This window comes from Sulfurimonas sp. (assembly GCF_023228785.1).
GTDB lineage: Bacteria > Campylobacterota > Campylobacteria > Campylobacterales > Sulfurimonadaceae > Sulfurimonas.
Genome location: NZ_JALOAN010000023.1, coordinates 14,126 through 37,240 on the forward strand (window position 1 = coordinate 14,126; position 23,115 = coordinate 37,240).

General features: G+C 35.1%; 20 protein-coding genes. 16 read left to right on the forward strand and 4 right to left on the reverse strand.

The window, feature by feature from the left end; all coding sequences use genetic code 11:
* Window positions 1-4 precede the first annotated feature (4 nt).
* From M0Q24_RS07255 to M0Q24_RS07285, 7 genes are all read left to right on the forward strand, one after another.
* On the forward strand, window positions 5-358 hold the full coding sequence (locus M0Q24_RS07255) for a DUF1641 domain-containing protein (protein ID WP_295048952.1): 354 nt from the start codon (window positions 5-7) through the stop codon (window positions 356-358).
* Between the two features lie 150 nt (window positions 359-508).
* A complete protein-coding gene (locus M0Q24_RS07260; protein WP_295048955.1) occupies window positions 509-2,188 on the forward strand; it encodes an AIPR family protein in 1,680 nt (559 codons plus the stop codon).
* Between the two features lie 141 nt (window positions 2,189-2,329).
* A complete protein-coding gene (locus M0Q24_RS07265) occupies window positions 2,330-2,797 on the forward strand; it encodes a hypothetical protein (protein WP_295048958.1) in 468 nt (155 codons plus the stop codon).
* On the forward strand, window positions 2,797-3,654 hold the full coding sequence (nfo, locus tag M0Q24_RS07270) for a deoxyribonuclease IV (protein WP_295048961.1): 858 nt from the start codon (window positions 2,797-2,799) through the stop codon (window positions 3,652-3,654). The genes M0Q24_RS07265 and nfo overlap by 1 nt, the downstream gene beginning before the upstream one ends.
* A gap of 99 nt (window positions 3,655-3,753) precedes the next feature.
* Window positions 3,754-5,490, forward strand: coding sequence for an ATP-binding protein (locus M0Q24_RS07275; RefSeq protein ID WP_295048964.1), 1,737 nt, complete (start codon window positions 3,754-3,756; stop codon window positions 5,488-5,490).
* A 119-nt stretch (window positions 5,491-5,609) separates the two neighbouring features.
* On the forward strand, window positions 5,610-6,815 hold the full coding sequence (locus tag M0Q24_RS07280) for an anaerobic nitric oxide reductase flavorubredoxin (protein ID WP_295048967.1): 1,206 nt from the start codon (window positions 5,610-5,612) through the stop codon (window positions 6,813-6,815).
* The gene (locus M0Q24_RS07285) at window positions 6,816-7,517 is read left to right on the forward strand and encodes a DsbA family protein (RefSeq protein ID WP_295048970.1); all 702 of its coding nucleotides are present in this window, start codon (window positions 6,816-6,818) and stop codon (window positions 7,515-7,517) included.
* Here the strand turns inward: M0Q24_RS07285 and M0Q24_RS07290 are convergent.
* Window positions 7,500-8,795, reverse strand: a complete 1,296-nt coding sequence (locus M0Q24_RS07290; RefSeq protein WP_295048971.1) for a hypothetical protein — start codon at window positions 8,793-8,795, stop codon at window positions 7,500-7,502. The genes M0Q24_RS07285 and M0Q24_RS07290 overlap by 18 nt on opposite strands.
* Window positions 8,796-8,946: 151 nt before the next feature.
* On the opposite strand from M0Q24_RS07290, the gene M0Q24_RS07295 reads away from it, so the two are divergent.
* Complete coding sequence (locus M0Q24_RS07295) at window positions 8,947-9,807, forward strand: prephenate dehydratase (protein ID WP_295048975.1); 861 nt, start codon at window positions 8,947-8,949, stop codon at window positions 9,805-9,807.
* A gap of 80 nt (window positions 9,808-9,887) precedes the next feature.
* On the opposite strand, the gene M0Q24_RS07300 is transcribed toward M0Q24_RS07295, so the two are convergent.
* The 3 genes from M0Q24_RS07300 to M0Q24_RS07310 all read right to left on the reverse strand — a co-directional run bounded on the left by M0Q24_RS07300 (window position 9,888) and on the right by M0Q24_RS07310 (window position 12,994).
* Window positions 9,888-10,550 carry an outer membrane beta-barrel protein gene (locus M0Q24_RS07300; protein ID WP_295048978.1) on the reverse strand — a complete coding sequence of 221 codons (663 nt, stop codon included), beginning with the start codon at window positions 10,548-10,550 and terminating at the stop codon, window positions 9,888-9,890.
* A gap of 67 nt (window positions 10,551-10,617) precedes the next feature.
* Window positions 10,618-11,493, reverse strand: coding sequence for a universal stress protein (locus M0Q24_RS07305; protein ID WP_295048981.1), 876 nt, complete (start codon window positions 11,491-11,493; stop codon window positions 10,618-10,620).
* Between the two features lie 4 nt (window positions 11,494-11,497).
* On the reverse strand, window positions 11,498-12,994 hold the full coding sequence (locus M0Q24_RS07310; protein WP_295048984.1) for a SulP family inorganic anion transporter: 1,497 nt from the start codon (window positions 12,992-12,994) through the stop codon (window positions 11,498-11,500).
* Between the two features lie 513 nt (window positions 12,995-13,507).
* Here M0Q24_RS07310 and M0Q24_RS07315 point away from each other — a divergent pair.
* The 8 genes from M0Q24_RS07315 to M0Q24_RS07350 all read left to right on the forward strand — a co-directional run.
* Window positions 13,508-13,897: an NAD(P)H-quinone oxidoreductase subunit 3 gene (locus M0Q24_RS07315; RefSeq protein ID WP_295048986.1), complete on the forward strand. Its 390-nt coding sequence runs from the start codon at window positions 13,508-13,510 to the stop codon at window positions 13,895-13,897.
* Window positions 13,879-14,388, forward strand: coding sequence for an NADH-quinone oxidoreductase subunit B family protein (locus tag M0Q24_RS07320; RefSeq protein ID WP_295048989.1), 510 nt, complete (start codon window positions 13,879-13,881; stop codon window positions 14,386-14,388). The genes M0Q24_RS07315 and M0Q24_RS07320 overlap by 19 nt, the downstream gene beginning before the upstream one ends.
* Window positions 14,388-15,194 carry an NADH-quinone oxidoreductase subunit C gene (locus M0Q24_RS07325; RefSeq protein WP_295048992.1) on the forward strand — a complete coding sequence of 269 codons (807 nt, stop codon included), beginning with the start codon at window positions 14,388-14,390 and terminating at the stop codon, window positions 15,192-15,194. The genes M0Q24_RS07320 and M0Q24_RS07325 overlap by 1 nt, the downstream gene beginning before the upstream one ends.
* A gap of 8 nt (window positions 15,195-15,202) precedes the next feature.
* Window positions 15,203-16,444: an NADH dehydrogenase (quinone) subunit D gene (nuoD, locus tag M0Q24_RS07330; protein ID WP_295048995.1), complete on the forward strand. Its 1,242-nt coding sequence runs from the start codon at window positions 15,203-15,205 to the stop codon at window positions 16,442-16,444.
* Window positions 16,444-16,668, forward strand: coding sequence for an NADH-ubiquinone oxidoreductase subunit E family protein (locus M0Q24_RS07335; RefSeq protein WP_295048998.1), 225 nt, complete (start codon window positions 16,444-16,446; stop codon window positions 16,666-16,668). Before nuoD ends, M0Q24_RS07335 begins: the two co-directional genes overlap by 1 nt.
* Before the next feature lie 9 nt (window positions 16,669-16,677).
* Complete coding sequence (locus tag M0Q24_RS07340; protein ID WP_295049001.1) at window positions 16,678-18,672, forward strand: FAD-dependent oxidoreductase; 1,995 nt, start codon at window positions 16,678-16,680, stop codon at window positions 18,670-18,672.
* Window positions 18,673-18,686: 14 nt separating this feature from the next.
* Window positions 18,687-20,930: a 2Fe-2S iron-sulfur cluster-binding protein gene (locus tag M0Q24_RS07345; protein WP_295049005.1), complete on the forward strand. Its 2,244-nt coding sequence runs from the start codon at window positions 18,687-18,689 to the stop codon at window positions 20,928-20,930.
* On the forward strand, window positions 20,930-23,115 hold a 2,186-nt coding region (locus tag M0Q24_RS07350), incomplete at its 3' end, for an NADH-quinone oxidoreductase subunit G (protein WP_295049008.1). The genes M0Q24_RS07345 and M0Q24_RS07350, both read left to right, overlap by 1 nt.

Consider the following 23,115-nt stretch of genomic DNA (forward strand, 5'->3'; position numbering starts at 1 on the left):
AATTATGAGTGAAAAAGTAGAAGTACTAAAAACAAAAGAGATGCAAGAGCTAGAAGCAAAGATGACAATGCTAATCCAAACAGGACGCATAGACAACCTTATAGATCTCATGGCACTTGTCTCAGACAACATAGAGATGACAACTTCACCGATGGTTGAGAAGATGATAGGAACAGTTGACAACTTAGCTACAGCTGGATTTATAACAGAAAATGCAGTCCGTTATGCAAAAAGAGAAAGCACAAAAAATGAAGTACCATCACTCTTTGGCATCTTAAAGTTGATGGGAGATAAAGACACAAGAAAAGGCTTAAGTTTTATGCTAAACCTAACTAAAGGTATAGGCAAACAACTTTAACCCCCACACTACCCCCTCTCGTTACCACGTGCTTTGCGTGGTAACGCATATAAGTAGAGTCTATTTCAAGATATATAAAATCCATTTTATGCTAAAATAGAGGGCTAAAACATATACTAATTATTAAAAAATTAAAGTTGAGGGTATTTTATGAACAAAGAGTTATTTATTAACGGTTATATTCAACGAATTGAAAAGAAATTCACACTTAGTAAAGATTTTGCTTTTGAGATTTTAGCCATTACAACTCTTTTAGATCAAAGTTTTGATGAAGTCTTTCATAATATCAGCACAATTATTGATGGAAATGGAGAACACGATGGTGGAATAGATGGTATATATATTGATGAAGATGAAAATGAATGCACTATGCATGTTTTTCAAATCAAAAATTCAAAAGGCTTAGGTGATAATGTACTCTCAAAGTTCATTAATGATTATAGAAATATTTTTGCTTATGGCAACACTCTAAATATTCCTTTAAATTTAAAAGTACAATCATTTTTAGAAAGATATACTAGTATTGTATCCTCAGGTAAAATAGTGGATGTAAAATTATATTTTATATTTTCAGGAGAAAAAGAAAAAAATGATCAAACTATAATCCAAAGACATCTTGATGACAATAGTGAACTTTCAATCTATGATATGAATGACTTGTACGATAGGATTGATACTTTAGCCTCTGAGCATAAAAAAAGAAAAGATATTAAGTTTAGTTTTATGGCAGAAAAATCAAATATATCTTTAAAAAGAGATCCTCAAGCGTTGATTTCATTTCAAATACAAAATGTTAAAGCAATTAATTTTAGACTAAAAGCACTTGATTTGTGTGCCTTATTGGATGAAGAAAAAAAAATAAACCACAGAATAGATACTGTTTTTAGTGAGAATATTAGAGGCTTTTTGAAATATAATAAAACAAATAAAAAAATCAAAGAGACATTAGAGAGTGACTATTCTGAATATTTCCCTTTTTTAAATAACGGAATTACAATAATATCTCAACAACTAAGAATACCAAATGAGATACAAGCGGGATATTATCCTATAGAAACAAAAAATCCTGTTATTGTTAATGGACTACAAACAACAAGTGTCATTTATGATATGTATCAAAAAGATCGTGATAAACTAGATGGTGTATATGTACTTATAAGACTATATGAGACAAATGATCCTGAAATTGTAGATAAGATTACTGATGCTACAAATACCCAATCTCCAATTAATTATAGAGATAGGATAAGTAATAAAAACTTTATTAAATATACAAAAGCCATTTTTGAATCAAACGGTATAGGATTTTTAGCAAAAAGAGGAGATACTTTTGAAAATAGTCTAAGTAAACAGCTAGAAGAATCCATACAAAGCGATACTGTTTTTAAATTTTGGTATGCAACATACCAAGAACTACCTGAGTTTGCAAAAAATTCAAAATCAAAACTTCTAGAAGAGATATTTGAAGCAAGTAGTGACAATAAAAATAGATTATATAATCTGTTTAACGGTTCAAAAGACTCACCAATTTATGAACAACTATTCGAGGCATATAAAATATATAAATTTGTAGTTAAAAAGCGCAACAAAAATATAGAAACTGATTTTATAAAATATTCTGATGAGCTTATATCTTATGGAATATATAAGCAGGATGAAGAGTTTGAAAACTCATATCCTATTGTTTATGATGCAATACAAAAGATTATTCAAAATGAAAAGAGATTTTTAGAAGAAAAAAACTTAACATATTCTCATAATGGATATTTTAAATCTGCAAAGTCTAGATATGATTTAAATAAAGAGATGGGTTTTGTGGCAACCATGTGAGGATGACCACTTTTTATAATAATTTTTGCACTTAGAAAAGATATTGTCTTCATTCTACTTACAGAGAAGAGTTCTAGAGGAAATCCATCTAAACTTTATAACTTAAATTTGAAAAACACATAACTTGCTATAATCCTACTTATGAAATATTTACTTATTGTTTTTGCGCTTGTCTTTAGTGCTTGTAGTGTTAAAAACTATGAGATTACTCAGACTAAAGTCATCATTATAAAGTCTAAAAAGATCAAGTTTGCGGATCTTGGTTATGTTAGAAATACAGAGGACTCCATAGAGTTAGAACTCTTTGTTGCATCTAAGGCTATAGAAAAAATTACTATTAACCATCTCATATGTACTAGTGAAGGCTGCACAACAAAGTCTAGCTTTAACAAAGAGTATCTGCATGAGTCTTATCCTAATGATATTCTTCAAAATATCTTACTATCAAAGGCAATATATAATGGCAAAAATAGAGTGCAAACTGAGTTTGGGTTTGAGCAAACTATAGTAGATCTAGAGGTAGATATAGTTTATAGAGTTAGTGAGAGTGAAATATACTTTAAAGATAGAAAGAACAAAATAATAATTAAGATAAAGGATACAAAATAATGAGTAGTAAAAAATTTGTAGGCGCACATACAAGTGCAAGTGGTGGAGTATTTAATGCGGTAGAAAATGCAGTCAAGATTGGAGCTAAAGCTTTTGCTCTTTTTACAAAAAACCAAAGACAATGGGTTGCAAAAGATCTAGACGCTGATACTATAGACAAGTTTAAAAAGGCGCTTGATGAGAGTGGGATCTTAGCAAAACATGTTTTACCGCATAACTCCTACCTTATAAACTTGGGTCATCCAGAAGCTGATAAGTTGGAAAAGTCTCGTGAAGCTTTTGTAGATGAGTTGCAAAGATGTGAACAGTTGGGGCTAGATAGACTTAACTTTCATCCAGGAAGTCACCTAAAGCAGATTAGTGAAGATGAGTGTATAGAGATCATCGCAGACTCCATAAACATGGCACTAGATCAAACAAGTGGAGTTAAAGCGGTTATAGAAAACACTGCTGGACAAGGGAGTAACATAGGTTACAGGTTTGAACACTTAGCACAGATCATAGAAAAAGTAGAAGATAAGAGTCGCATTGGAGTCTGTATAGATACTTGCCATATGTTTGTCGCAGGTTATGACATAAGAACAAAAGAGGCTTATGAGAAGACTTGGGATGAATTTGGCAAGATTGTAGGTTTTGAGTACTTAAGGGGCATGCATATAAATGACTCTAAACCGCCACTAGGATCTAAAAAAGATAGACACCACTCCATAGGTGAGGGCGAAATAGGGCTTGATGCTTTTAAATTTCTTATGAATGATGAGAGGATGAATGATATCCCTCTAATACTTGAGACCATAGATAGTAGTATTTGGAAAGAGGAGATAGAGCTCTTATACTCTTTTGAAGAAGGAGTTTAAAGAGCTCAAATGTTTAAACTCAAGTCTAAAGCTTGAGTTTTGTGATAAAATATAAGATTGAACTCAAGGAGTTTGAGCTTATCGATTTTAAGGATATTATTGAAAATATTAGTTGATTTTATAGAGATAAAAAACATAGAAACCTCTCAAATATTTACACAACTAAAGTGTAGTGCAAATGAGGCTTTACTGCTTCAAAACTTGACAAAAAAGTATCTTCAAGGTCAAGATGATATTTTAGTTTTAGATCTTTTGAGCGAGCTTTATCCAAGTGATGATTATAGGCACTTAGAACATTTAAAAGAAGTAAAGATACTTTTAGAACTAGGTTGGATCCATCAACAAAGCTTCGCACCTGTAAAGGTTTCAGAGATAACACCGCTAGAGCTTTTAAACACTGCTATTGGACTAACTCCATCACTTTTAAAACTACTCCAAGATGGAGCAAGTGACGTTGAATTGCCAGATATAAAGCCATATAGCGATCACTTAGAGTATCTTCAAGATCAGTTTTTTCGTATAGAACTCTATCAAAAGATGAGTACAATACGCCAAGATGTACATGAACACTCTTTGGGGATCGATAGAATTCAGCAAAAGCTTCAGCTTCTAGAAAACAGAATCAATCTAAGAGTGGAACAAACTCCTCAAAAGCTTATTTTAGATAAGTTTTTCAAACAAAAAAAGCTCCAATACAAGGAAGAGATAATCTTTTTAGCTCTTCTTCGTGAAGAGTATAGTGCATCTGATTCGTCGCTAAGAGATATGAACACGCTTATAGATCTCATCTCACTAGATGAGTATGAGCGCATCAAAAATCGTTCACTTTTAGAAGAGAGCTCAAACCTTGTAAATGAGGGAATCATCGATTACGAAGAGATGTTAAATCCTTTTGGTGGGATCTCAAGAGCATTTTATATCGTTGATGATGTGCTTCAAAGTATCATTCATCCACATAAAAACAAAAAAGTTCGCAGACTAAAACTAAATGCACTTATAGTTGAACAAGATATTTTTGAGCTTATAGAGCCTGAGACTTCACTTGATGATGTAGTTTTGGCAAAAGATACAGAGACTACTTTAGAGAACTTGATGCGCCAAGTTGATAAAGAGGTAGTTGGTCGCTTAGTTGAGTGGGGTGTAAAAGATAAAAAAAGCGGAATTGATGCTAGGATAATTTTCTACGGTCACGCAGGAACTGGTAAAACAATGACAGCTTATTCACTCGCAAAATCTCTCAAACGTCAAGTTTTAGCATTTGACTGTTCTAAGATCCTCTCTATGTATGTTGGAGAGAGTGAGAAAAATGTTCGCAAAATCTTTGATACTTTTTATGATCTTAGTGAGAAAACAAAAACAGAGCCAATTTTGCTTTTAAATGAGGCGGATCAGTTCTTAGGTGCTAGATCTAGTGGTACAACAAGTGGATCTGAGCAGATGCATAACCAGATGCAAAACATCTTTTTAGAGCAGATTGAAAACTTCAAAGGTATGCTCATAGCTACAACTAACTTGCTTGAGAACATTGACAAAGCATTCTCAAGACGCTTTAATTATAAGATAGAGTTTAAAAAGCCAAATGAGGCTCAAAGACTTAGTCTTTGGAAAAAAATGCTGCCAGTCAATGCTCCATATACAGAGGATTTTGAGGTAGAAAAACTTGCAAAGTACTCACTAACTGGTGGTCAAATAAGCTTGATCATTAAAAATACGGCTTATAACATAGCAGTCACGCCAGATCCAGTCTTTAGCGTTGAAGCCTTTGTTCGTGAGATAAGAAGAGAAAAAGATGCTAGTTTTGATGGCGAAAAGTCGATGGGTTTTTTAAACAAGTAATTGTGTAACTCTCGAAAATCCATTTTCGTAGCTTTAGGGGGTTGCAAGGGACAACATTGTCCCTGCCACTAAAACGGACGAGTTCGTTTTAGTGCGTAAAATAATAAAAGGAATCTAAAATGTATTTTAATATAAAAAACAATGTCTATCATGTTGGAAATGTTGACTGGGAGATAGAACACTATCAAGGTTTTAAATATTCAACGCATAAAGGTTCCTCTTACAATGCTTACTTGATCCAAGAAGAGAAAAATGTTCTTATAGATACTGTATCAGAGTCTTTTTGTGATGTATTTATAAAAAATCTCAAAAACAAGATAGATCTACAAAAGATTGACTACATAGTTATAAATCATGGAGAAAAAGATCATACTGGCGCACTTGTAGAACTTATGAGCTATATCCCTGATACTCCGATCTACTGCACAAAGAACTGTGTAAAATCACTCAAAGGGCAATTTCACCAAGAGTGGAACTTTGTAGTTGTAAAGAGTGGCGACACGCTAGATCTAGGTAACAACAAAACCCTTACATTTGTAGAGATGCCTATGCTTCACTGGCCAGACAGTATGGCGTGTTATCTAAGTGGTGACAATATTCTCTTTAGCAATGATGCTTTTGGACAACATTACGCTACTTCGGCTCTGTTTAACGACGAAGTTGATCAGTGTGAACTCTTTATTGAGTGCTTAAAATACTACGCAAATATACTTACCCCGTATAATAAACTAGTCACAAGAAAGATAGAAGAGATACTTTCAATGAACCTTGAGATCGATATGATCTGTACCTCTCATGGTGTGATCTGGAGAGACAATCCAACTCAAATAGTTGAACTCTACTTAAAGTGGGCGGCAAACTACAAAGAGAACCAGATCACAATACTTTACGACACAATGTGGGATGCGACAAGAGTTATGGCAGAAGCTATTGCAAAAGGTTTAATGCAAGAAGACAAAGAGGTAAAAGTAAAACTCTTACACTTAAGTAAAAAAGACAAAAACGATGTAATGTCCGAAGTATTCAAGTCAAAAGCAATACTAGTCGGATCTCCAACAGTAAACAAAGGAGTTCTAACCTCTTTAGCCTCCACATTTGAGCTTATAAAATCACTAGGCTTTAAAGAAAAAAAGGCGGCAGCTTTTGGATCTTACGGTTGGAGTGGCGAGAGCGTTAAAGTTTTAAATGAAAAATTAAAAGAGAGTGGGTTTGAACTTGTAAATGAAGGACTAAGAGTAGAGTGGACACCAGATCTGCAAGAACTAGAGTCTTGCGAAAGCTTTGGTAGAGAGTTTGCGAAGAGTACGAAATTAAAGGATATATAGATGCAAACATGTGATAGTGAAACTGGTTTATGTGAGATCGGTAGTTATGGCGACAAAGAAGTAGACCTCAATGTTGAACAAGCGGAGCTTTTTTATGTAGGTGATCCTATGTGTTCTTGGTGTTGGGGAATGTCTGAGGAGCTTAAAAAAATACAAGAGTTTTGTGCAAAAGAGGGCATAAAGTTTAGTGTGGTTTTAGGTGGACTTAGAATTGGTGGTGGAGATCCTTGGACTGAGCAGTTTAGAGGTTTTTTAAAAAACGAATGGCAAAACATCCATAAAAAAACAGGTCAAAAATTTGTCTACTCACTACTAGATCTACAAGAGTTTAACTATGACACCCAGCCAGCTTGTCTTAGTGTTTTTATTGTAAAAAAAATGCTAAAAGACAAAGATGACAATAGTTCAACTGCACTAAAGTTTTTCTCTAAAATTCAAGAAAAGTTTTATGCAAAAGGGCTAGATCCAACAAAACTGGAATTTTACCACAGCATATGTGAAGAGTTTAATATTGACATTGCTGAGTTTGAAAAATATTTTAACTCTAAAGAGATGAGAAAAGAACTTGAGAGTGATTTTGCACTAGCAGCAAAGCTCGGTGCTAGAGGAATGCCTAGTCTGATCTATGTAAAACAAAACAAAGTTGTAGAGATGTCTTCTGGATACAAAACATATGAAGAAGTTTTAAAACTTATACTCTAAGGCTAGTTTTGTGTTAAATGACTTGTATCTTAGTGGATCATAATTTTGCACATAAGAGTACTGGATCTTTGCACTTATGTTTTTTGAGAAATAGCCTTGTAAGTGCAAATAGAGTTCTGATGTATCTATAGCGTTTGCTGTTAAATTGTTATTTTTGCCAATGTCATACCTAATATAAGCAGTTGAAAACACGATGGGGATCTTATAAAACTTTGTGTGAGTAAGTAAAGAGATTTTTTGCGAAAGAGTGTCTGCAATGGTTGAGTGAGAAGTGTTAAGACCTACTAACCAAGAGGCTTGATTTGAAAATGGGCTCATTAAAGTACCATTATATATGGCGTTTTTATTGCTAGGAGTTGAAGCTATACTATAAGCTATTTGAACTTTTTCATTTTTGTATTTTAGTTCTAGTTGATAGTGATATGATTCTAGTTTTTTACCAAATTGAGCAGGTTCAATGTGTTTTTCTATATGTTTATCGCCTACTGAAAATTGGTAGATCATTCCTGTTTTTATATAAAAATTTTCTATATTATATGAGAGAGTAAGATTTAAAGTGTTGAAAAAATTATCTACAAAAAGATTTTCAAAACTCAGGTGTTGTTCTTTTTCTCCATATTTAGCAAGAAAATGAATAGCTCCATTAGTTGCAAGATCTTTGTTTATAATGTGTTTTGAGAGAGTTGTGTAACCGCCTGAGTTGTAACCTAGACCGTAGCCTAAAAAGCCATATTTATGGTTAAATGGTACATTATTTGCCATGGTTGAAGAGGCTATTTTGTAAAAGTAGAGACTCTTAAAATTAAAAGCACCGTTAGCGTAACTGTAGTTTAAACCCTCATAAGCGTTTTGAGTAATACGGAAGTTTTTATTTACTAAAGGAGTGTCATAAGTTTGTCTGCCTATTGTCACAGAGTGAGCATCGAAGCTTTTTTTAATGCTTAATTCACCTACATATAAAAAACCATCTAAATCGTTGTTATAAAAAGACTTTACATTTTTGAGATTATTTTCATCTTTACTATGAAGTCTTCCTACTCCATAAGCAAGTGTATTTAAAGTAAAGCCCTCCCATGAAGCTTGCACGCCAAGAGTTCCACCTACTATATAGTCATTATAAGTGATCTCTTTTTCTTTTAATACTTGTTGCCCCAAAGAGGTGTAGTCTATATGGTGGGCGTCATATCGGAGTTGAATTATTCCAGCTGGTTGTATTGTAAAGTCCTGTTTTGCTAAGAGTAAAGAAGTAAAAAAAAGTAGAGTAACTAAGTATTTCATAAGAGTGCTTTTTAGTATTTTTAAAAAAGAGATTATATCGTTTTTAGAAGTATAAATATTTTTAATATTAAAGTATTTAGGCTAAACCTTAATTTATGTATAATCTCAAAACTAAAACTTCATAAAATGTAGAAGAAAAAGGAAAAAAAAGATGAAAAAAAAAGTTGCATTTCAGGGTGTAAAAGGGGCTTACTCTCATTTAGCTTGTTACAATAAATTTCCTGAGTATGAAGTAATAGCGTGTAGATCTTTTGATGAGACTATGTATTTGGTTGAAGAGGGTAAAGCTGACATTGCGATGATTCCTATGGAGAATTCAACTGCTGGTAGAGTAGAAGAGATCTATAGACTTATACCAAAGATGAAACTATTTATTGTGGATGAGTATTACCAACCAGTCAACCACTGTCTTCTTGTGCTTCCAAACACAAAACTACAAGATCTAAAGAGCGTGTCTTCTCATCCTCAAGCACTTGCCCAGTGTAAAGCTCACATAGAAAAGTACAATCTTGAAGCTCGTGCAAAGTTTGACACAGCAGGATCTGCACAAGAACTTATAGATATGCAAGACAAGACTCACTCTGCAATAGCATCTAGTTTAGCGGCTGAGATCTACGACTTAGAGATTTTAGAAGAAGGGTTTCAAGATATAAAAAACAATACTACTCGCTTTCTTGTGCTCTCAAAAAAACAGACTATTCCTGAGTTTGAAGTAGATCAAAAATACATTACTTCTATTTTATTTGAAGTAAGAAACATACCAGCAGCACTCTATAAAGTACTTGGTGGCTTTGCAACTAATGGTGTAAATATTATAAAAATAGAGAGTTATTCTGGAAGTGGAACCTTAACGCTTTCTCAGTTTCACATAGACATAGATGGGCATCCAGATGAAGCAAATGTAATACTTGCACTTGAAGAGTTATCCTACTTTGCCAACACGGTTAAGATGCTAGGTACTTATATACCTCACTCCACTAGAGATAAGTTACGAGCGAATTTGATGTATTGATAATGAACTATAAGAAAAGAAGAGTGCATAGGGATCTGTTTGCACTCCACCCAAGGGGTGGGTGTGGAGCAAGAAAAATATTAAAATAGGTAATTTACACCCAGTAAAAGAGAATGATCTGTGAAATCACCTTTTATATCCGTATAGTCTCCACTGTTATCTAAATACATATGTCGTTTTTCAATATCTTCTCCAAAACGATAATTGTATTCAGCAGTCATGTTTACATTTGAAGTTATGGCATACTCTAAACCTAAACCTAAAATAAAAGCGTTTATAGAATCATTAAATGTTCCATTTAGAATTTCACTACTGCCTCTGATAGAGTGAGCAACATCTATTCTTCCATATCCAATACGACCAGTTAGATATGTTTTAGGTGTGAACTCGTAACCGCCTTTATAACTAAGATCATATGATTTATTAGTATAAAAATCACCGCCAAAATTTGATGAAGCATTCATCACATAGTTCCCCTCAGCATTTGAATCTTTAAATGAAAACTCAATACCATGAAAACTATTTTCTAGATATATACGCCAACCAACATGTAAATCATACATTGCAGCAGCTTTGCCAAGTGTCATAGATGATTTTCTTCCATCATCATTACTCTGTGCATCTACAGTTGGTATGTTCATTCCTATATTTGCACCTATATAAAATCTTCCATCTTCTAGAGTTTGAGCAAAGGTCAAAGAACTTGTTAGCAATAAAATTGCTACTGTTTTAGAAAAATACATTAGAACTCCTTTTAACTATTAGTATAAAAAATTATAACTCTCAAATACTTTTAAATAGCTTGCTTACTTATTTTAAAACAATAAGTGGAATTTTTACATTTTTGATAAGTTTGGTGGTAAAACTTCCAAAGAGAGCAGATTTGATTTTTCCATGGCTATAAGATCCAATAGCAAGAATATCAATATCATTAGTTGCAATAGAGTCTAAAATACTCTCTAACGCCTCTCCTTCCTTTGAAATATATTCACAATTAAGAGATAAGTCTTGGATAAGATCTTTTGCTTGATGTGAAAGATCTTGAGCTTTTTGTATATTTTTATCTACAGTTACGATATAGCGTTTTATCTCTTTTGCAAACATCGGTGATGCAGATACTTCTTCAAGAGCGCGTACAGATCCACTTGCACCATTAAAGGCGATCATTACTTTTTTGATAGGTGTGTAATCTTTGTTGATAAGTATAATGGGTGCATCTATATCACGGATGATGTCTTCGACTCCAGCACCTATCTCCATCTCTTCATCTAAGCTTCCCATACCTGAGACGCCAAAGAGAACTACACGAAGCTTATCTTCGAAATCTTTGAGATTTTCATAGAGTGTACCATGACGCTGAAGCGTAATAACGTTTGTATAGCCTTTTGTAAGAACTTTTGCTTTAAGTGAAGAGAGAAGTTCTTTACCTTTTGTGCGAGTTTCTTTGTTCTTAACTGCATCTTCTTCTGAGAGATCTTCTAGTAGATCTTCTCTTTCTCCTAAAATAAGGTTTCCAGAGAGGTTAGTTATTGAAGAAATGTTTGGGTGTTCTATGGTGTTTAGAAGTACTAATGGTAGCTTGAGTTGCTCTGCAATTTCAAGCGCATAATCACAAACAGCTTCTGAAAACTTTGAACCATCTACACAGGCGAAAATTGCCTCATTTATATCGTTAATATTTTGCATAATTCTAATGTCCTCCCATCATTTTTTTGATCTCTTCTGGCTTATCGTGGATCCCAAATCTATCGATGATTGTAGCACTCGCTTTGTTTTGTCCAATGAGTTTTACATCTGCACCATTACGGCGAAGTTTTATAACTACCTTATCAAGAGCATGAACAGCTGAAATATCCCAAAAATGAGCGTTTGATAAGTCTATCACAACATTTTCTACAACTTCTTTAAAATCAAAAGAATCATAAAGTTTGTCTGCACTGTTAAAAAATACTTGTCCGACAACTCTATATGTACGAGTATCATTGACTTCATCGTAAGAACTTTCATTGTACATAAGATGACTGATCTTATTTGCAAAGAAAAGTGAAGCTAGAAGCACACCTACAAAAACACCAAGAGCTAAGTTGTGCGTAAATACAACAACAACAACAGTTGAGAGCATCACTACATTTGTAGAGATAGGAAGAGTTTTAAGATTTTTAATAGATCCCCAATCAAAAGTTCCAATGGAGACCATAATCATAACAGCTACAAGTGCAGCCATGGGGATGACAGAGATAATATCACTTAAAAACACAACCATGATAAGCAAAAAGAAACCAGCTAAAAAAGTAGAGAGACGACCTCGTCCACCTGATTTTATATTTATAACTGATTGTCCTATCATCGCACAACCTGCCATACCACCAGTAAAACCTGCTGCTATATTTGCAATCCCTTGCCCTTTACACTCTCTATTTTTATCACTTTTTGTGTCTGTTAGATCATCAACAATTGTAGCAGTCATAAGAGATTCTAACAGACCAACCATCGCAAGTGATATAGAGTATGGCAAGATAATCATAAAGGTCTCAAAGTTAAGAGGAATATCTGGAATTAAAAAGATAGGAAGTGTATCTGGGAGCGCACCCATATCACCTACTGTACGAACATCAAGTCCCATAAAAATGGCTACAAGAGTTATTACTACAATAGTAACAAGTGGCGAGGGAAGAAGCTTTCCTATCTTTGGTACATAAGGAAAGAGGTAGATGATACCAAGTCCAGCAGCTGTAAGAGCGTAAACATGCCATGTAACATTTGTAAGTTCTGGAAGTTGCGCCATAAAGATGAGAATGGCCAAGGCATTTACAAAACCAACTACAACTGCGCGTGGAACAAAGCTCATTAGCTGCCCGAGTTTAAAATATCCAGCAACCATTTGCAAGATACCTGTAAGAACAGTTGCCGCTAAGAGATACTCTAAGCCGTGCTCTTTAACAAGTAAAACCATAAGTAGAGCCATAGCCCCAGTTGCTGCACTAATCATCCCAGGACGACCACCAAAAAATGCTGTGATAATCGCGATAGAAAAAGAGGCATAAAGACCAACTTTTGGATCCACACCTGCAATAATAGAAAAAGCGATAGCTTCTGGGATAAGTGCTAATGCTACTACGATTCCAGAGAGAGTGTCACCTTTGATGTTTCCAAACCATTCATCTTTTTTTAAATATTTTGCTAACAATTTTTTCCTTTTTTGTTGCTAAACTACTTGTAGATAAGTAGCTAAGATAATGTTTTTGAGGGCTACAAAGTCGAGATCTAATTTCTAAATATAAGACTCACTTTAATTGAATAAAATTATATCAACACAATCAAAAATGTGGCTTAATATCAGTAGGCTTGGTTTGATCAATAGGTAGTGTTAAATCTTTGTATATTCATAAAAATACAACGTAAGATAACTCAGAAAAAATCAAAATGTCTCTATATTACACATTCTTATAATTATTCAAATAAAATATAATCTCTATCTTAAGGAGCTTTTCAGCACTTTTGCACCTATAAAAACTACTAATGTTACAAATCTACCCCTATGTTACAAACTTCAAAAAAAGATGTATCATTTAGTGACATTTTAAAATTCTTCTACTTTTTGTATATTATATTTAATACTCTTTTTGATATAGTGCACTAACTGTTTTTTCTTGACCCTTTTGTGAGTAAACAAGGAAAAAATTATTTAAAGGTAGGTTGTATGGAGCATATAGTGACTTCAAATCCGTATTTTGGTGTATTTGTACTATTTGTTATAACATTTGGTGCATTTAAAACTACAACGGTAATAGCTCGTTTAGCGAGTCGTGCATTAGCAGCTAAGGATAGTGAAAAAATCAAACTCTCGGTTTACGAGTGTGGACCAGAGGTAACTAAACAGCCAAATAGAATTTCGCCGCAGTTTTATCTATTTGCACTTCTGTTTTTACTATTTGATGTTGAGATCGTTTTCATGTTTCCATGGGCGGTAGATTTTAGGCTACTTGGTTGGTTTGGTTTTGCTGAGATGTTAATGTTTATATTTTTGTTAACTATCGGTTTTATATACGCATGGAAAAAAGGAGCACTTGAATGGCACAACATAAAGTAAATTATACGCAAAATGCTGGTTTACCTGTAGCACTCACAAGTATAGATAAAATAGTTAACTGGGGTCGCTCAAATTCGCTTTGGGCACTGACTTACGGTCTTGCATGTTGTGGGATTGAGATGATGGCATCTGGTGCATCTAGATATGACTTTGACCGCTTTGGAACCATCTTTCGTGCATCTCCAAGACAAGCCGATGTTATGATAGTTGCTGGAACGCTTACAAAAAAACACGCAGAGTTCATAAAAAGACTCTACGACCAGATGACTGAGCCTAGATGGGTTATCTCTATGGGTTCATGTGCAAATACTGGCGGTATGTTTAACACTTATGCAACTGTTCAAGGAGTAGATAGAATCATTCCAGTAGATCTATATCTCCCTGGCTGTGCACCTCGCCCTGAGACACTTCAATATGGCGTTATGCTACTACAGAAAAAGATTCGTGCAAATCACGCTTCAAGAGCACAAAAAGCAAAAAGGTTAATGTAATGAGAGCTTATAAACCTAAAGATGATGTACAGAAAAAACCATACTATACAGATAGATTTTACAAGTCTCCACAAGTCGCTAAGAGTGCACCAGAGAGTGATGAGCTCTTTAGTGCAGACTTAGAAGCTATTAAAGCCAAAGTTGAAGTGCTAGATGCTTATATACAAGTTGGACAATTAGTCATTTATATAAAACCAGAAGATAATTTTAAAGTTTTAGAGCTTTTAAAAAATGAACAAACCTACTCTCAACTCTCAGAGCTGAGTGCTATTGACTGGATAGCAGATCGCGATGGGTTTGAGGTTTTTTATCAAATGCTAAGTATGGCAAAGAGAAAAAGAATCCGTATAAAAACTTTTATAAAAAAAGGCCAAGCAATAAATTCAGTTGAAAAACTTTTTCGCTCGGCTGATTGGTCTGAGAGAGAGATGTTTGATATGTTTGGCATAGAAGCAAATGGACACCCTTTTATGAAGAGAATCCTTATGCCTTATGATTGGCAAGGTCACCCACTGCTTAAGACTTATCCTCTACAAGGTGATGAGTTTGCCGCATGGTATGAAGTAGATAAGATTTTTGGCAAAGAAGCAAGAGATATCATAGGCCCAGAAATTCGTGACACTGCGAGAGTTGATCGTTATGACTCACAAAGATTTTCTCTTTTAGGCCATGAAGTACCTAAGGGAGCTGAAATTACAGGCGAAGAGCCTAAGCATCAAGAGTCCTACCAAGAAGAAGGTGGGGTTTTCTTGATTAAAAAATTTGATAGAAAGTCATCAGTTGTTATTGATGATCCTCAAAGATAGGTAGAGATATGGCACAAATAAAAAATAGATTAACCCCGTTTTTTGAGAATATCAGTTTTGATAGAGAAGACAATGAGCTTATCTTAAACTTCGGTCCACAACATCCATCAGCTCATGGACAGTTGCGTTTAATGCTTCATCTTCAACAAGAGATGATAACAAAAGCTCATCCAGATATAGGTTACCTTCATCGTGGGATGGAGAAGATGGCAGAGAACATGATCTACAATGAGTTCATGCCAACTACTGACCGTATGGACTACATCGCATCATCTGCCAATAATTACGGTTTTGCTCTCGCTGTTGAGAAGCTTATTGGTTTAGAAGTTCCTCGTCGTGCAAAAGTTATCCGTATGATGCTTTTAGAGATAAACCGCCTTATGTCTCATATCTTTTGGCTTGCAACAACTGCACTAGATATTGGTGCAATGACTGTTTTTCTTTATGCATTTAGAGAAAGAGAATACTTGATGGATATTATCGAGGGTTATTGTGGAGCAAGACTTACTCATGCTGCTATTCGTATTGGTGGAGTTCCACTAGATATTCAAGATAGTTTTATTGCACAACTTAAGGCATTCTTAGATAAATTTCCAGAAAATATCAAAACATATGAAGATCTCTTAGATACTAACCGTATTTGGCTTATGAGAATGGAAGAGGTTGGAACAGTATCAACTGAGATGGCTCTTTCATGGGGTTGTTCAGGTCCAATGCTTCGAGCTTCAGGAGTAGCTTGGGATATTCGCAAAGAGGAACCTTATGAACTTTATGATGAAGTAGAGTTTAATGTGCCTTTTTCAGATAAGGGTGATAACTTTGCAAGATATCGTATCTTTATGGAAGAGATGAGGGAGTCTGCAAAGATACTCTATCAAACTATAGATATGTATGAGAAGTGTGTAAAAGATGGGCAAACTGAACTTATGGCTCACGCTCCAAAGTATGTCTCAGCTCCAAAGCTAGATATTATGACTCAAAACTACTCTTTAATGCAGCACTTTGTGCTTGTTACTCAAGGTATGAGACCTCCCGTCGGAGAAGTTTATGTAGCTACTGAATCACCAAAAGGAGAGTTGGGATTTTTCATAAACTCTCAAGGCGGTCCATATCCATATAGACTAAAAGTTCGTGCTCCATCTTTTTGGCATACAGGGATCTTAACAGATCTACTACCAGGTCACTATATTCCAGATGTTGTTTCTATTATTGGTACGACTAACATAGTTTTTGGAGAGGTTGACAGATAATGAAAAGATATGATTTAAGACACTTAAAGTCAGATTTCGAGCCTAGAATGAAAGAGATTTTAGAAACTCATGGTGTAGGTGAAGTTGCAATTTTTTTATTTGAAATAGGTGATTTTTCTCCTATTCAAAAATCAGCAGATTTGGTAAAGAAAAGCGGATATGAGTTGATGAACTCTTTAAAATTTAACGAAGTCGATTGGACTATCGTGGCTAAAAAAGCTTAGGGATTTATTTTGAGTAAAGTATATTTTTCTACTTGGAACGGTGAACTGGTTAATAATGTCGGCAAACCTCAAGACGAGTGGGAAGAGTCGGCTTATAATTTGCCAGCAACTTATGATGATCATCGTGAATCTAAAGCTTTTATAGGTTGGGATGGAGTCTCACTCTTTAACGAGGATGTCGATGTTATCCGCCTTGCTATGGAGTACGCTGCACAATACCAAGTATATTCTGAAGCCTGTGGACGGTGTGCACCTGGTAGATGGGGTGGCAGAATTCTCTATGATCAGCTAGATAAAATTGCTCGTGGAGAGGGATCTATTAGCGATATGGATCATCTAAAAGAGATTGGCAAGAGTATGCAGATCACTTCAAAGTGTGAGATTGGAAAGACTGTTCCAAATCCTATTATAGATCTTATGACTCACTTTGAAGATGTCTTTATGGATTGTATAAACAATCAAAAACCATCTAAGCACTACAATGATGATGTTAGTTATATCGCAAAAATAACCGCACCATGTACTGATATGTGTCCAGCTCATGTTGATATTCCTGCTTATATCGAGGGTGTTAGAGATCTGAGGTTTGATGACTCGCTTGAAGCTACAAGGCAGACTATGCCGCTAGCTCATGTTTGTGGTCGTGTTTGTCCTCATCCATGTGAAGATGCTTGTAGAAGAACAAATCTTGATGAGCCTATATCTATTATGGAGCTAAAGCGTCTTGGAGCTGATTATGAAACTGATCATGGTTTTGGATTTTTTCACCCTATAGAGAAAAAACAAAAAAATGGCAAAAGAGTAGCAGTTATCGGTGCTGGTCCTGCAGGGCTTACAAATGCTTACTACTTAGCGGCTGAGGGTGTTGAAGTTGATGTTTATGAAGAGCTTCCAGTTCTTGGTGGCGAGGTTGCAGTTGGTGTTCCTGAATATAGAATGCCTGTAGATAAGTATAACCAAGACATTGAGTGCGTTAGAGATATGGGCGTAAATTTCATAACTAATAGCAAAATTAGCGCTGATGATATGAGACGCTTTGAGAAAGAATACGATGCTATGATGGTTGCAACTGGAACTAGAATATCAAAAGAGATCCGTTGTGATAATGAGAGACCTGAGATAAAAGGTTATTGGTCAGCTATTGAGATGCTAGACAAAATCAACCTTTGGGATAAGTATGAGATAGGCAAGAGAGTAGATCTAAGTGGTAAAACTGTTGTTTGTGTTGGTGGTGGATTTACATCTATGGATGTTGTCCGTTGTGCTATTCGTGCAAATGCTAAAAAAGTCTATATGATCTATCGTCGTGATGAAGAAACTATCATTAAAAACACTACTTATGAAGAGTACCATGAAGCAGTAGAAGAGGGTGTTGAGTTTCTTTTTCACTCAGCTGTTAATACTATGGTTGATGAAGAAGATGTTTTAAAATCACTTCTTATAGATAAGTTTGAGTTAGTTCCAGATCCAGACGGAGGTCGTGCTCAGTTAGTTAAAGTTGAAGGTGCATCTTATAGCATAGAGACTGACTATATAATTCCAGCAGTCTCTCAATCAGCTGACTTAGATCTACTTCCAAAAGAGTGGGAGTTAGAGATGACTTCTTGGGGAACTATTAAGACAAATGGTAAAGACTATATGACATCAAAAAGAGGTATCTTTGCTTCAGGAGATTGTGAATATGGTCCTATGACTATTGTAAATGCAGTAGGTCAAGCAAAACGTGCTGCATCAGTTATGAATAGATACTTACATAGTGGAGAGATCACACTAAGTGATGATGAGATTATGGAAGACCATCTTCGTAAACTCAGAGTCTATGATAAAAAAGAAAAAGTAACAGGTTGGCTCCCAGGTCTTCCTAGACAAAATAGTCAAAAATTAGCAGTTGATATTCGTATAACGAATAACAAAGAGGTAAATCTTGGATTTACTCAAGAAGAAGCGATTAGTGAAGCTGACCGCTGTATGCGTTGCTACTACATAGCAATGATAGCAACTTAAAGGGGAGGGGATATATGAGTGATTTGATTAATTTTAAAATTGACGGTATCTCTGTAGAAGCAAAGAGAGGTGAGACAATACTAAATGTAGCTCGCAGACATGATATCTACATCCCGACAATGTGCTATATCTCAAAAACTACGCCGTGTGCATCTTGTCGTATGTGTGTGGTTGAAGCGAGTGGAGTTGATGGGTTTGTGCTCTCTTGTAACACTCCACCAACTAAGGGCATTGAGATAACAACAAATACTCCAGAACTAGAGCGTGAGCGAACAAATATCATGAAGCTCTATGATGTAAATCATCCGCTAGAGTGTGGTGTTTGTGATAAGTCAGGCGAGTGTGACTTACAAAATAAAACACTAGAGTTTAATGTAAGTAGACAAAACTTCTCAGCTCGTGATCAGTCAAAGGGCGTAAAAGAGTGGGGACTTATAAATTATGATGAGTCTCTGTGCATTTTATGTGAGAAGTGTGTTCATGTTTGTAATGAGGTTATAGGCGATGATGCTATTGACATAGAATTTGGTGGTTACAGTTCAAGAATTATCCCTAAAAACTCAGATGTTCTTGATTGTACTTTTTGTGGAGAGTGTATAGCAGTCTGTCCTGTTGGGGCACTCATTAGCTCAAATTTCAAGTATAGTGCAAATGCTTGGGAGCTTAGCCAAGTACCAGCTACTTGTGCACACTGTTCTGGTGGCTGTCCACTAGAGTATGAGACAAGACACACATCAATAAACGGAGATGATTCTATCTATAGAGTAAAAAATAATTTTGAATACACATCACTTTGTGGTGCAGGAAGATTTGGTTTTGATTTTGATAACAAAAATGTTAGCGATAAAGTAGCATTTTTAAGAGCAAAAGAGGCTCTCATGAGTGCTAAAGCGATTCGTTTTTCATCTATGATAACAAATGAAGAAGCTCATATCTTAAACCTTTTAAAGCAAAAACTTGGGATCAAGCTCTTTAATGAAGATGCTAGAAAATATCAAGAGTTTATGAACTCTTATAGTTCTATTAGTTCAAAACTACACCATAGTGGTTCACTTGATGCTATAAAACAAGCGGATGCTGCCATTATTATAGGAAGCAAAGTTGCAACTGATAATCCAGCTGTAAGATATGCGCTAACTACTGCTGCAAAGCATAATGGTGCAAAGATAGTTTATGCACATCCTATAGAAGATGTGCTTATGCAAAACACTATCACTCAACTTATGAAGTATGAAGTTGGAACTGAAGAGGGTGTAATGGCTCTTTTAGCAAATGCGATACTTGCAGATGTAGAACTAAGCCAGAGTGAGAGAGCATTTTTTGATGATCTAGATCTTGGTTACTTAGGTGCAGAGAGTAATATTGGTGAAGAAGAGTTTGACCTTATGATGAAATCATTCACAAGAGCACAAAACCGTGTTTTAATTATTGGAAGCGATATCATCTCACATAAGCGTTCAAAAAACATAGCAAAACTTGCAGCGATGATAGAAAAATATAGCTCATTTTCTTTAGTTGTAATCCCAAATGATGTAAACACTCTTGGAGTTTCTCTAATTTGTGATCTAGATCTAGATGAAAATATAGACTCGGTTGTAGGTTATAACGCAAAGGGAGATTTTACTATCTCTTCGGTTGGGTCGGCAGATTTTTATGTTGGAGCACTAAATCAGCAAGAGGGAACTTTTGTAAGTGTTGACAATAGAGTTCTACCTACCAATGTTGCACTTAGTTATGAGGGTTATACTCTAAATGATCTTGCAGTAGCTTGTGGAATAAAGGCTAGAAATACAGTTGATTATACAGATGAATTAGATAAAAAAGCTGGATTTAAAGCAGTTGAATTTGATAAGTTGCAAAACTTTTTATCTAAAGATGGAGAGGACAACAGAGGTTATATTCTTGATGAGATAATGTGTGAAGCTTATGGAGAACTAGAAGAAATAGAGGATTTACCAGAATTCAATGGTACAATTATATATCATTCAAATCCAGTCTTACAGTTTAATGCATATACAAACAAGACAAAGCAATTAGAAAAAGATATAACTTTAAGAGGCTCAGCTCAGTTTGCAGCAGCTGCAAAAATCTCCGATGGAGATAAAATAGAGATGACTTTTAACTCTAAAACTTTGCAAAGAGAGTTTAAGCTCGATAGTGATCTAAAAGGTACGATAGCACTAAATCCTACTTTTGATGGGACACTTGATTCAAGTAGATATAGATTTGAAAAAACCAAAATAGTGAGAGTAGTATAATGAATAAAATTACTATAAATATTGATGGTAAAGAGATCCAGACGCAAGAGGGAGAGTATATTTTAAATGCCGCTCGTGCTAATGATATCTTTATTCCAGCTATCTGCTACTTAACAAGATGTAGCCCGACTCTAGCTTGTCGTATCTGTCTTGTTGAAGCTGATGGCAAACAAGTTTATGCTTGTAATGCAAAAAGCAAAGAAGGCATGAGCATTACAACAAAGACAGAAACAATTGCTAAAGAGCACCGTGCGATTATGGAAGTTTACGATGTAAACCATCCTCTTCAATGTGGCGTGTGTGACCAATCAGGCGAATGTGAACTACAAAACTATACTCTAGAGATGGGAGTTGATTCTCAAAGTTATGCAGTAAAAGATGTAGATAGAAGTTCACATGATTGGGGGCATATCCACTATGATCCAGGTCTTTGTATAGTTTGTGAGAGATGTGTGACTGTATGTAAGGATATGATAGGTGATAACTCTCTTAAGACTGTTCCTCGCGGCGGAGATGCACTTGAAGCTGAGTATAAAGAGAGTATGCCAAAAGATGCTTACTCAATGTGGAACAAACTAAATAAATCACTTATCGGACTTACAAATGGAACTGATGTTCTTGACTGTACAAGTTGTGGAGAGTGTGCAGCAGTTTGTCCTGTTGGAGCATTAGTAGATACTCACTTTATGTACAAATCAAACGCATGGGAGTTAACCCAGGTTCCTGCAACTTGTGGACACTGTTCTGCAGGGTGTCAAATATATTACGATGTAAAACATACAAGTGTTTCAGACGATACGAGAAAAATTTATAGAGTTATGAATGAGTGGAACTATGTTTCACTTTGTGGAGCAGGTAGATATGGATTTGATTATGAAAATAGAGTCGCATCTAAAGATGAAAAAGCCTTTGCATCTGCTATAGAAGCTTTTAAGAAGGCTGACACTATAGAGTTTACTTCTACCATAACAAATGAAGAGGCTTTTATACTACAAAGTTTAAAAGAAAAACATGGCTATAAGCTTATAAATAAAGAAGCAAAATCATATCAGACCTTTTTGAAAAACTATAGTGAGGTAAGTGGAAGTATGCTCTATAGCGGAGACTTAAAATCCACTCATAACTCTAACTTTGTTATCTCAATAGGTGCTGCACTCAAGAGTGACAATCCAAATGCGAGATACGCACTTAACAACTCCATGACTGTAAATAAAGGTGCTGGTTTATATTTTCACCCTCTTAAAGATCCAATTATCGAGGGACTTGGCAAGAGCATTATGACAGTTACTCACGCTCCACTTCAAGAAGAAGTTGCACTCTACCTTATCTTAGACTTATTTGCAGACAAAGAAAAACTTCCCGTAAAGGTGTTTGAGTATCTAGATGGTTTTCACTCTAAAAAGATGGTGACTATAGAAGAGACTATAAAAGAAGAAGTTGTAGAAATTGTTAAAGAGATGAAACTAAATGAAGAAACTGGTGAAGAGGAAGAAGTTGAGATAGAAAAGAAAAAAATGGTGCCTAAAAAAGTATCTAAAGAGGTAGAAGTTGATGATAACGCTCTTTTAGAAATCTTAGGGCTAGATGATAGTTTTATGGAAACTTTAGAGAAAAACCTTAATAAAAAAGATAGTTTCGCAATGATTGTAGGAGAGGATATGTATAATCATCCAAACTCTAAAAACATTGCAAGACTTGTTGCATTAGTTGAGAAATGTAGTGATATTAAATTAACTATAATCCCACCACTTACTAACTCTTTAGGTGTCGCTCTTATTTGTGATCTTGATGATGAGAGAGGTTCCTTTACCGTTGGGTATAACACAAAAGCAGACTTTACTATAACTGCTTTAGGTAACGGTGATTTAGATATGCCTGCAATGAACCAACAAGAGGGGACACTAACTTCTATAAACAAGAGAGTAAACCCAACAAACGCAGCACTTCCTTACCATGGCTATGAGTTAAATGACATTGCAAATGAGTTAGGGCTAGTTGCCGAAGATACAATATTGTACACTTCATCTCTTGGACTAAAGGCTGGCTTTAGAGATCTAAGCTTTGATGACTTACCAAATCATTATGAAAATGATGGAAGTGAGCATAGAGGTTATCTACTTGAAGATATAAAAATCAAAAGAAGCACAAACCAAAGTGTTGAACCATTTAATGATGAGAAGCTACT

What these genes read in the sequence shown, in the direction of transcription:
- M0Q24_RS07345 (WP_295049005.1), top strand. Translation starts at nt 18,687, where the DNA reads ATGAGTGATTTGATTAATTTTAAAATTGACGGTATCTCTGTAGAAGCA.
- M0Q24_RS07320 (WP_295048989.1), top strand. Translation starts at nt 13,879, where the DNA reads ATGGCACAACATAAAGTAAATTATACGCAAAATGCTGGTTTACCTGTA.
- M0Q24_RS07290 (WP_295048971.1), bottom strand. Translation starts at nt 8,795, where the DNA reads ATGAAATACTTAGTTACTCTACTTTTTTTTACTTCTTTACTCTTAGCA.
- M0Q24_RS07325 (WP_295048992.1), top strand. Translation starts at nt 14,388, where the DNA reads ATGAGAGCTTATAAACCTAAAGATGATGTACAGAAAAAACCATACTAT.
- M0Q24_RS07255 (WP_295048952.1), top strand. Translation starts at nt 5, where the DNA reads ATGAGTGAAAAAGTAGAAGTACTAAAAACAAAAGAGATGCAAGAGCTA.
- M0Q24_RS07285 (WP_295048970.1), top strand. Translation starts at nt 6,816, where the DNA reads ATGCAAACATGTGATAGTGAAACTGGTTTATGTGAGATCGGTAGTTAT.
- M0Q24_RS07260 (WP_295048955.1), top strand. Translation starts at nt 509, where the DNA reads ATGAACAAAGAGTTATTTATTAACGGTTATATTCAACGAATTGAAAAG.
- M0Q24_RS07315 (WP_295048986.1), top strand. Translation starts at nt 13,508, where the DNA reads ATGGAGCATATAGTGACTTCAAATCCGTATTTTGGTGTATTTGTACTA.
- nuoD (WP_295048995.1), top strand. Translation starts at nt 15,203, where the DNA reads ATGGCACAAATAAAAAATAGATTAACCCCGTTTTTTGAGAATATCAGT.
- M0Q24_RS07265 (WP_295048958.1), top strand. Translation starts at nt 2,330, where the DNA reads ATGAAATATTTACTTATTGTTTTTGCGCTTGTCTTTAGTGCTTGTAGT.
- M0Q24_RS07300 (WP_295048978.1), bottom strand. Translation starts at nt 10,550, where the DNA reads ATGTATTTTTCTAAAACAGTAGCAATTTTATTGCTAACAAGTTCTTTG.
- M0Q24_RS07280 (WP_295048967.1), top strand. Translation starts at nt 5,610, where the DNA reads ATGTATTTTAATATAAAAAACAATGTCTATCATGTTGGAAATGTTGAC.
- M0Q24_RS07335 (WP_295048998.1), top strand. Translation starts at nt 16,444, where the DNA reads ATGAAAAGATATGATTTAAGACACTTAAAGTCAGATTTCGAGCCTAGA.
- M0Q24_RS07305 (WP_295048981.1), bottom strand. Translation starts at nt 11,493, where the DNA reads ATGCAAAATATTAACGATATAAATGAGGCAATTTTCGCCTGTGTAGAT.
- nfo (WP_295048961.1), top strand. Translation starts at nt 2,797, where the DNA reads ATGAGTAGTAAAAAATTTGTAGGCGCACATACAAGTGCAAGTGGTGGA.
- M0Q24_RS07295 (WP_295048975.1), top strand. Translation starts at nt 8,947, where the DNA reads ATGAAAAAAAAAGTTGCATTTCAGGGTGTAAAAGGGGCTTACTCTCAT.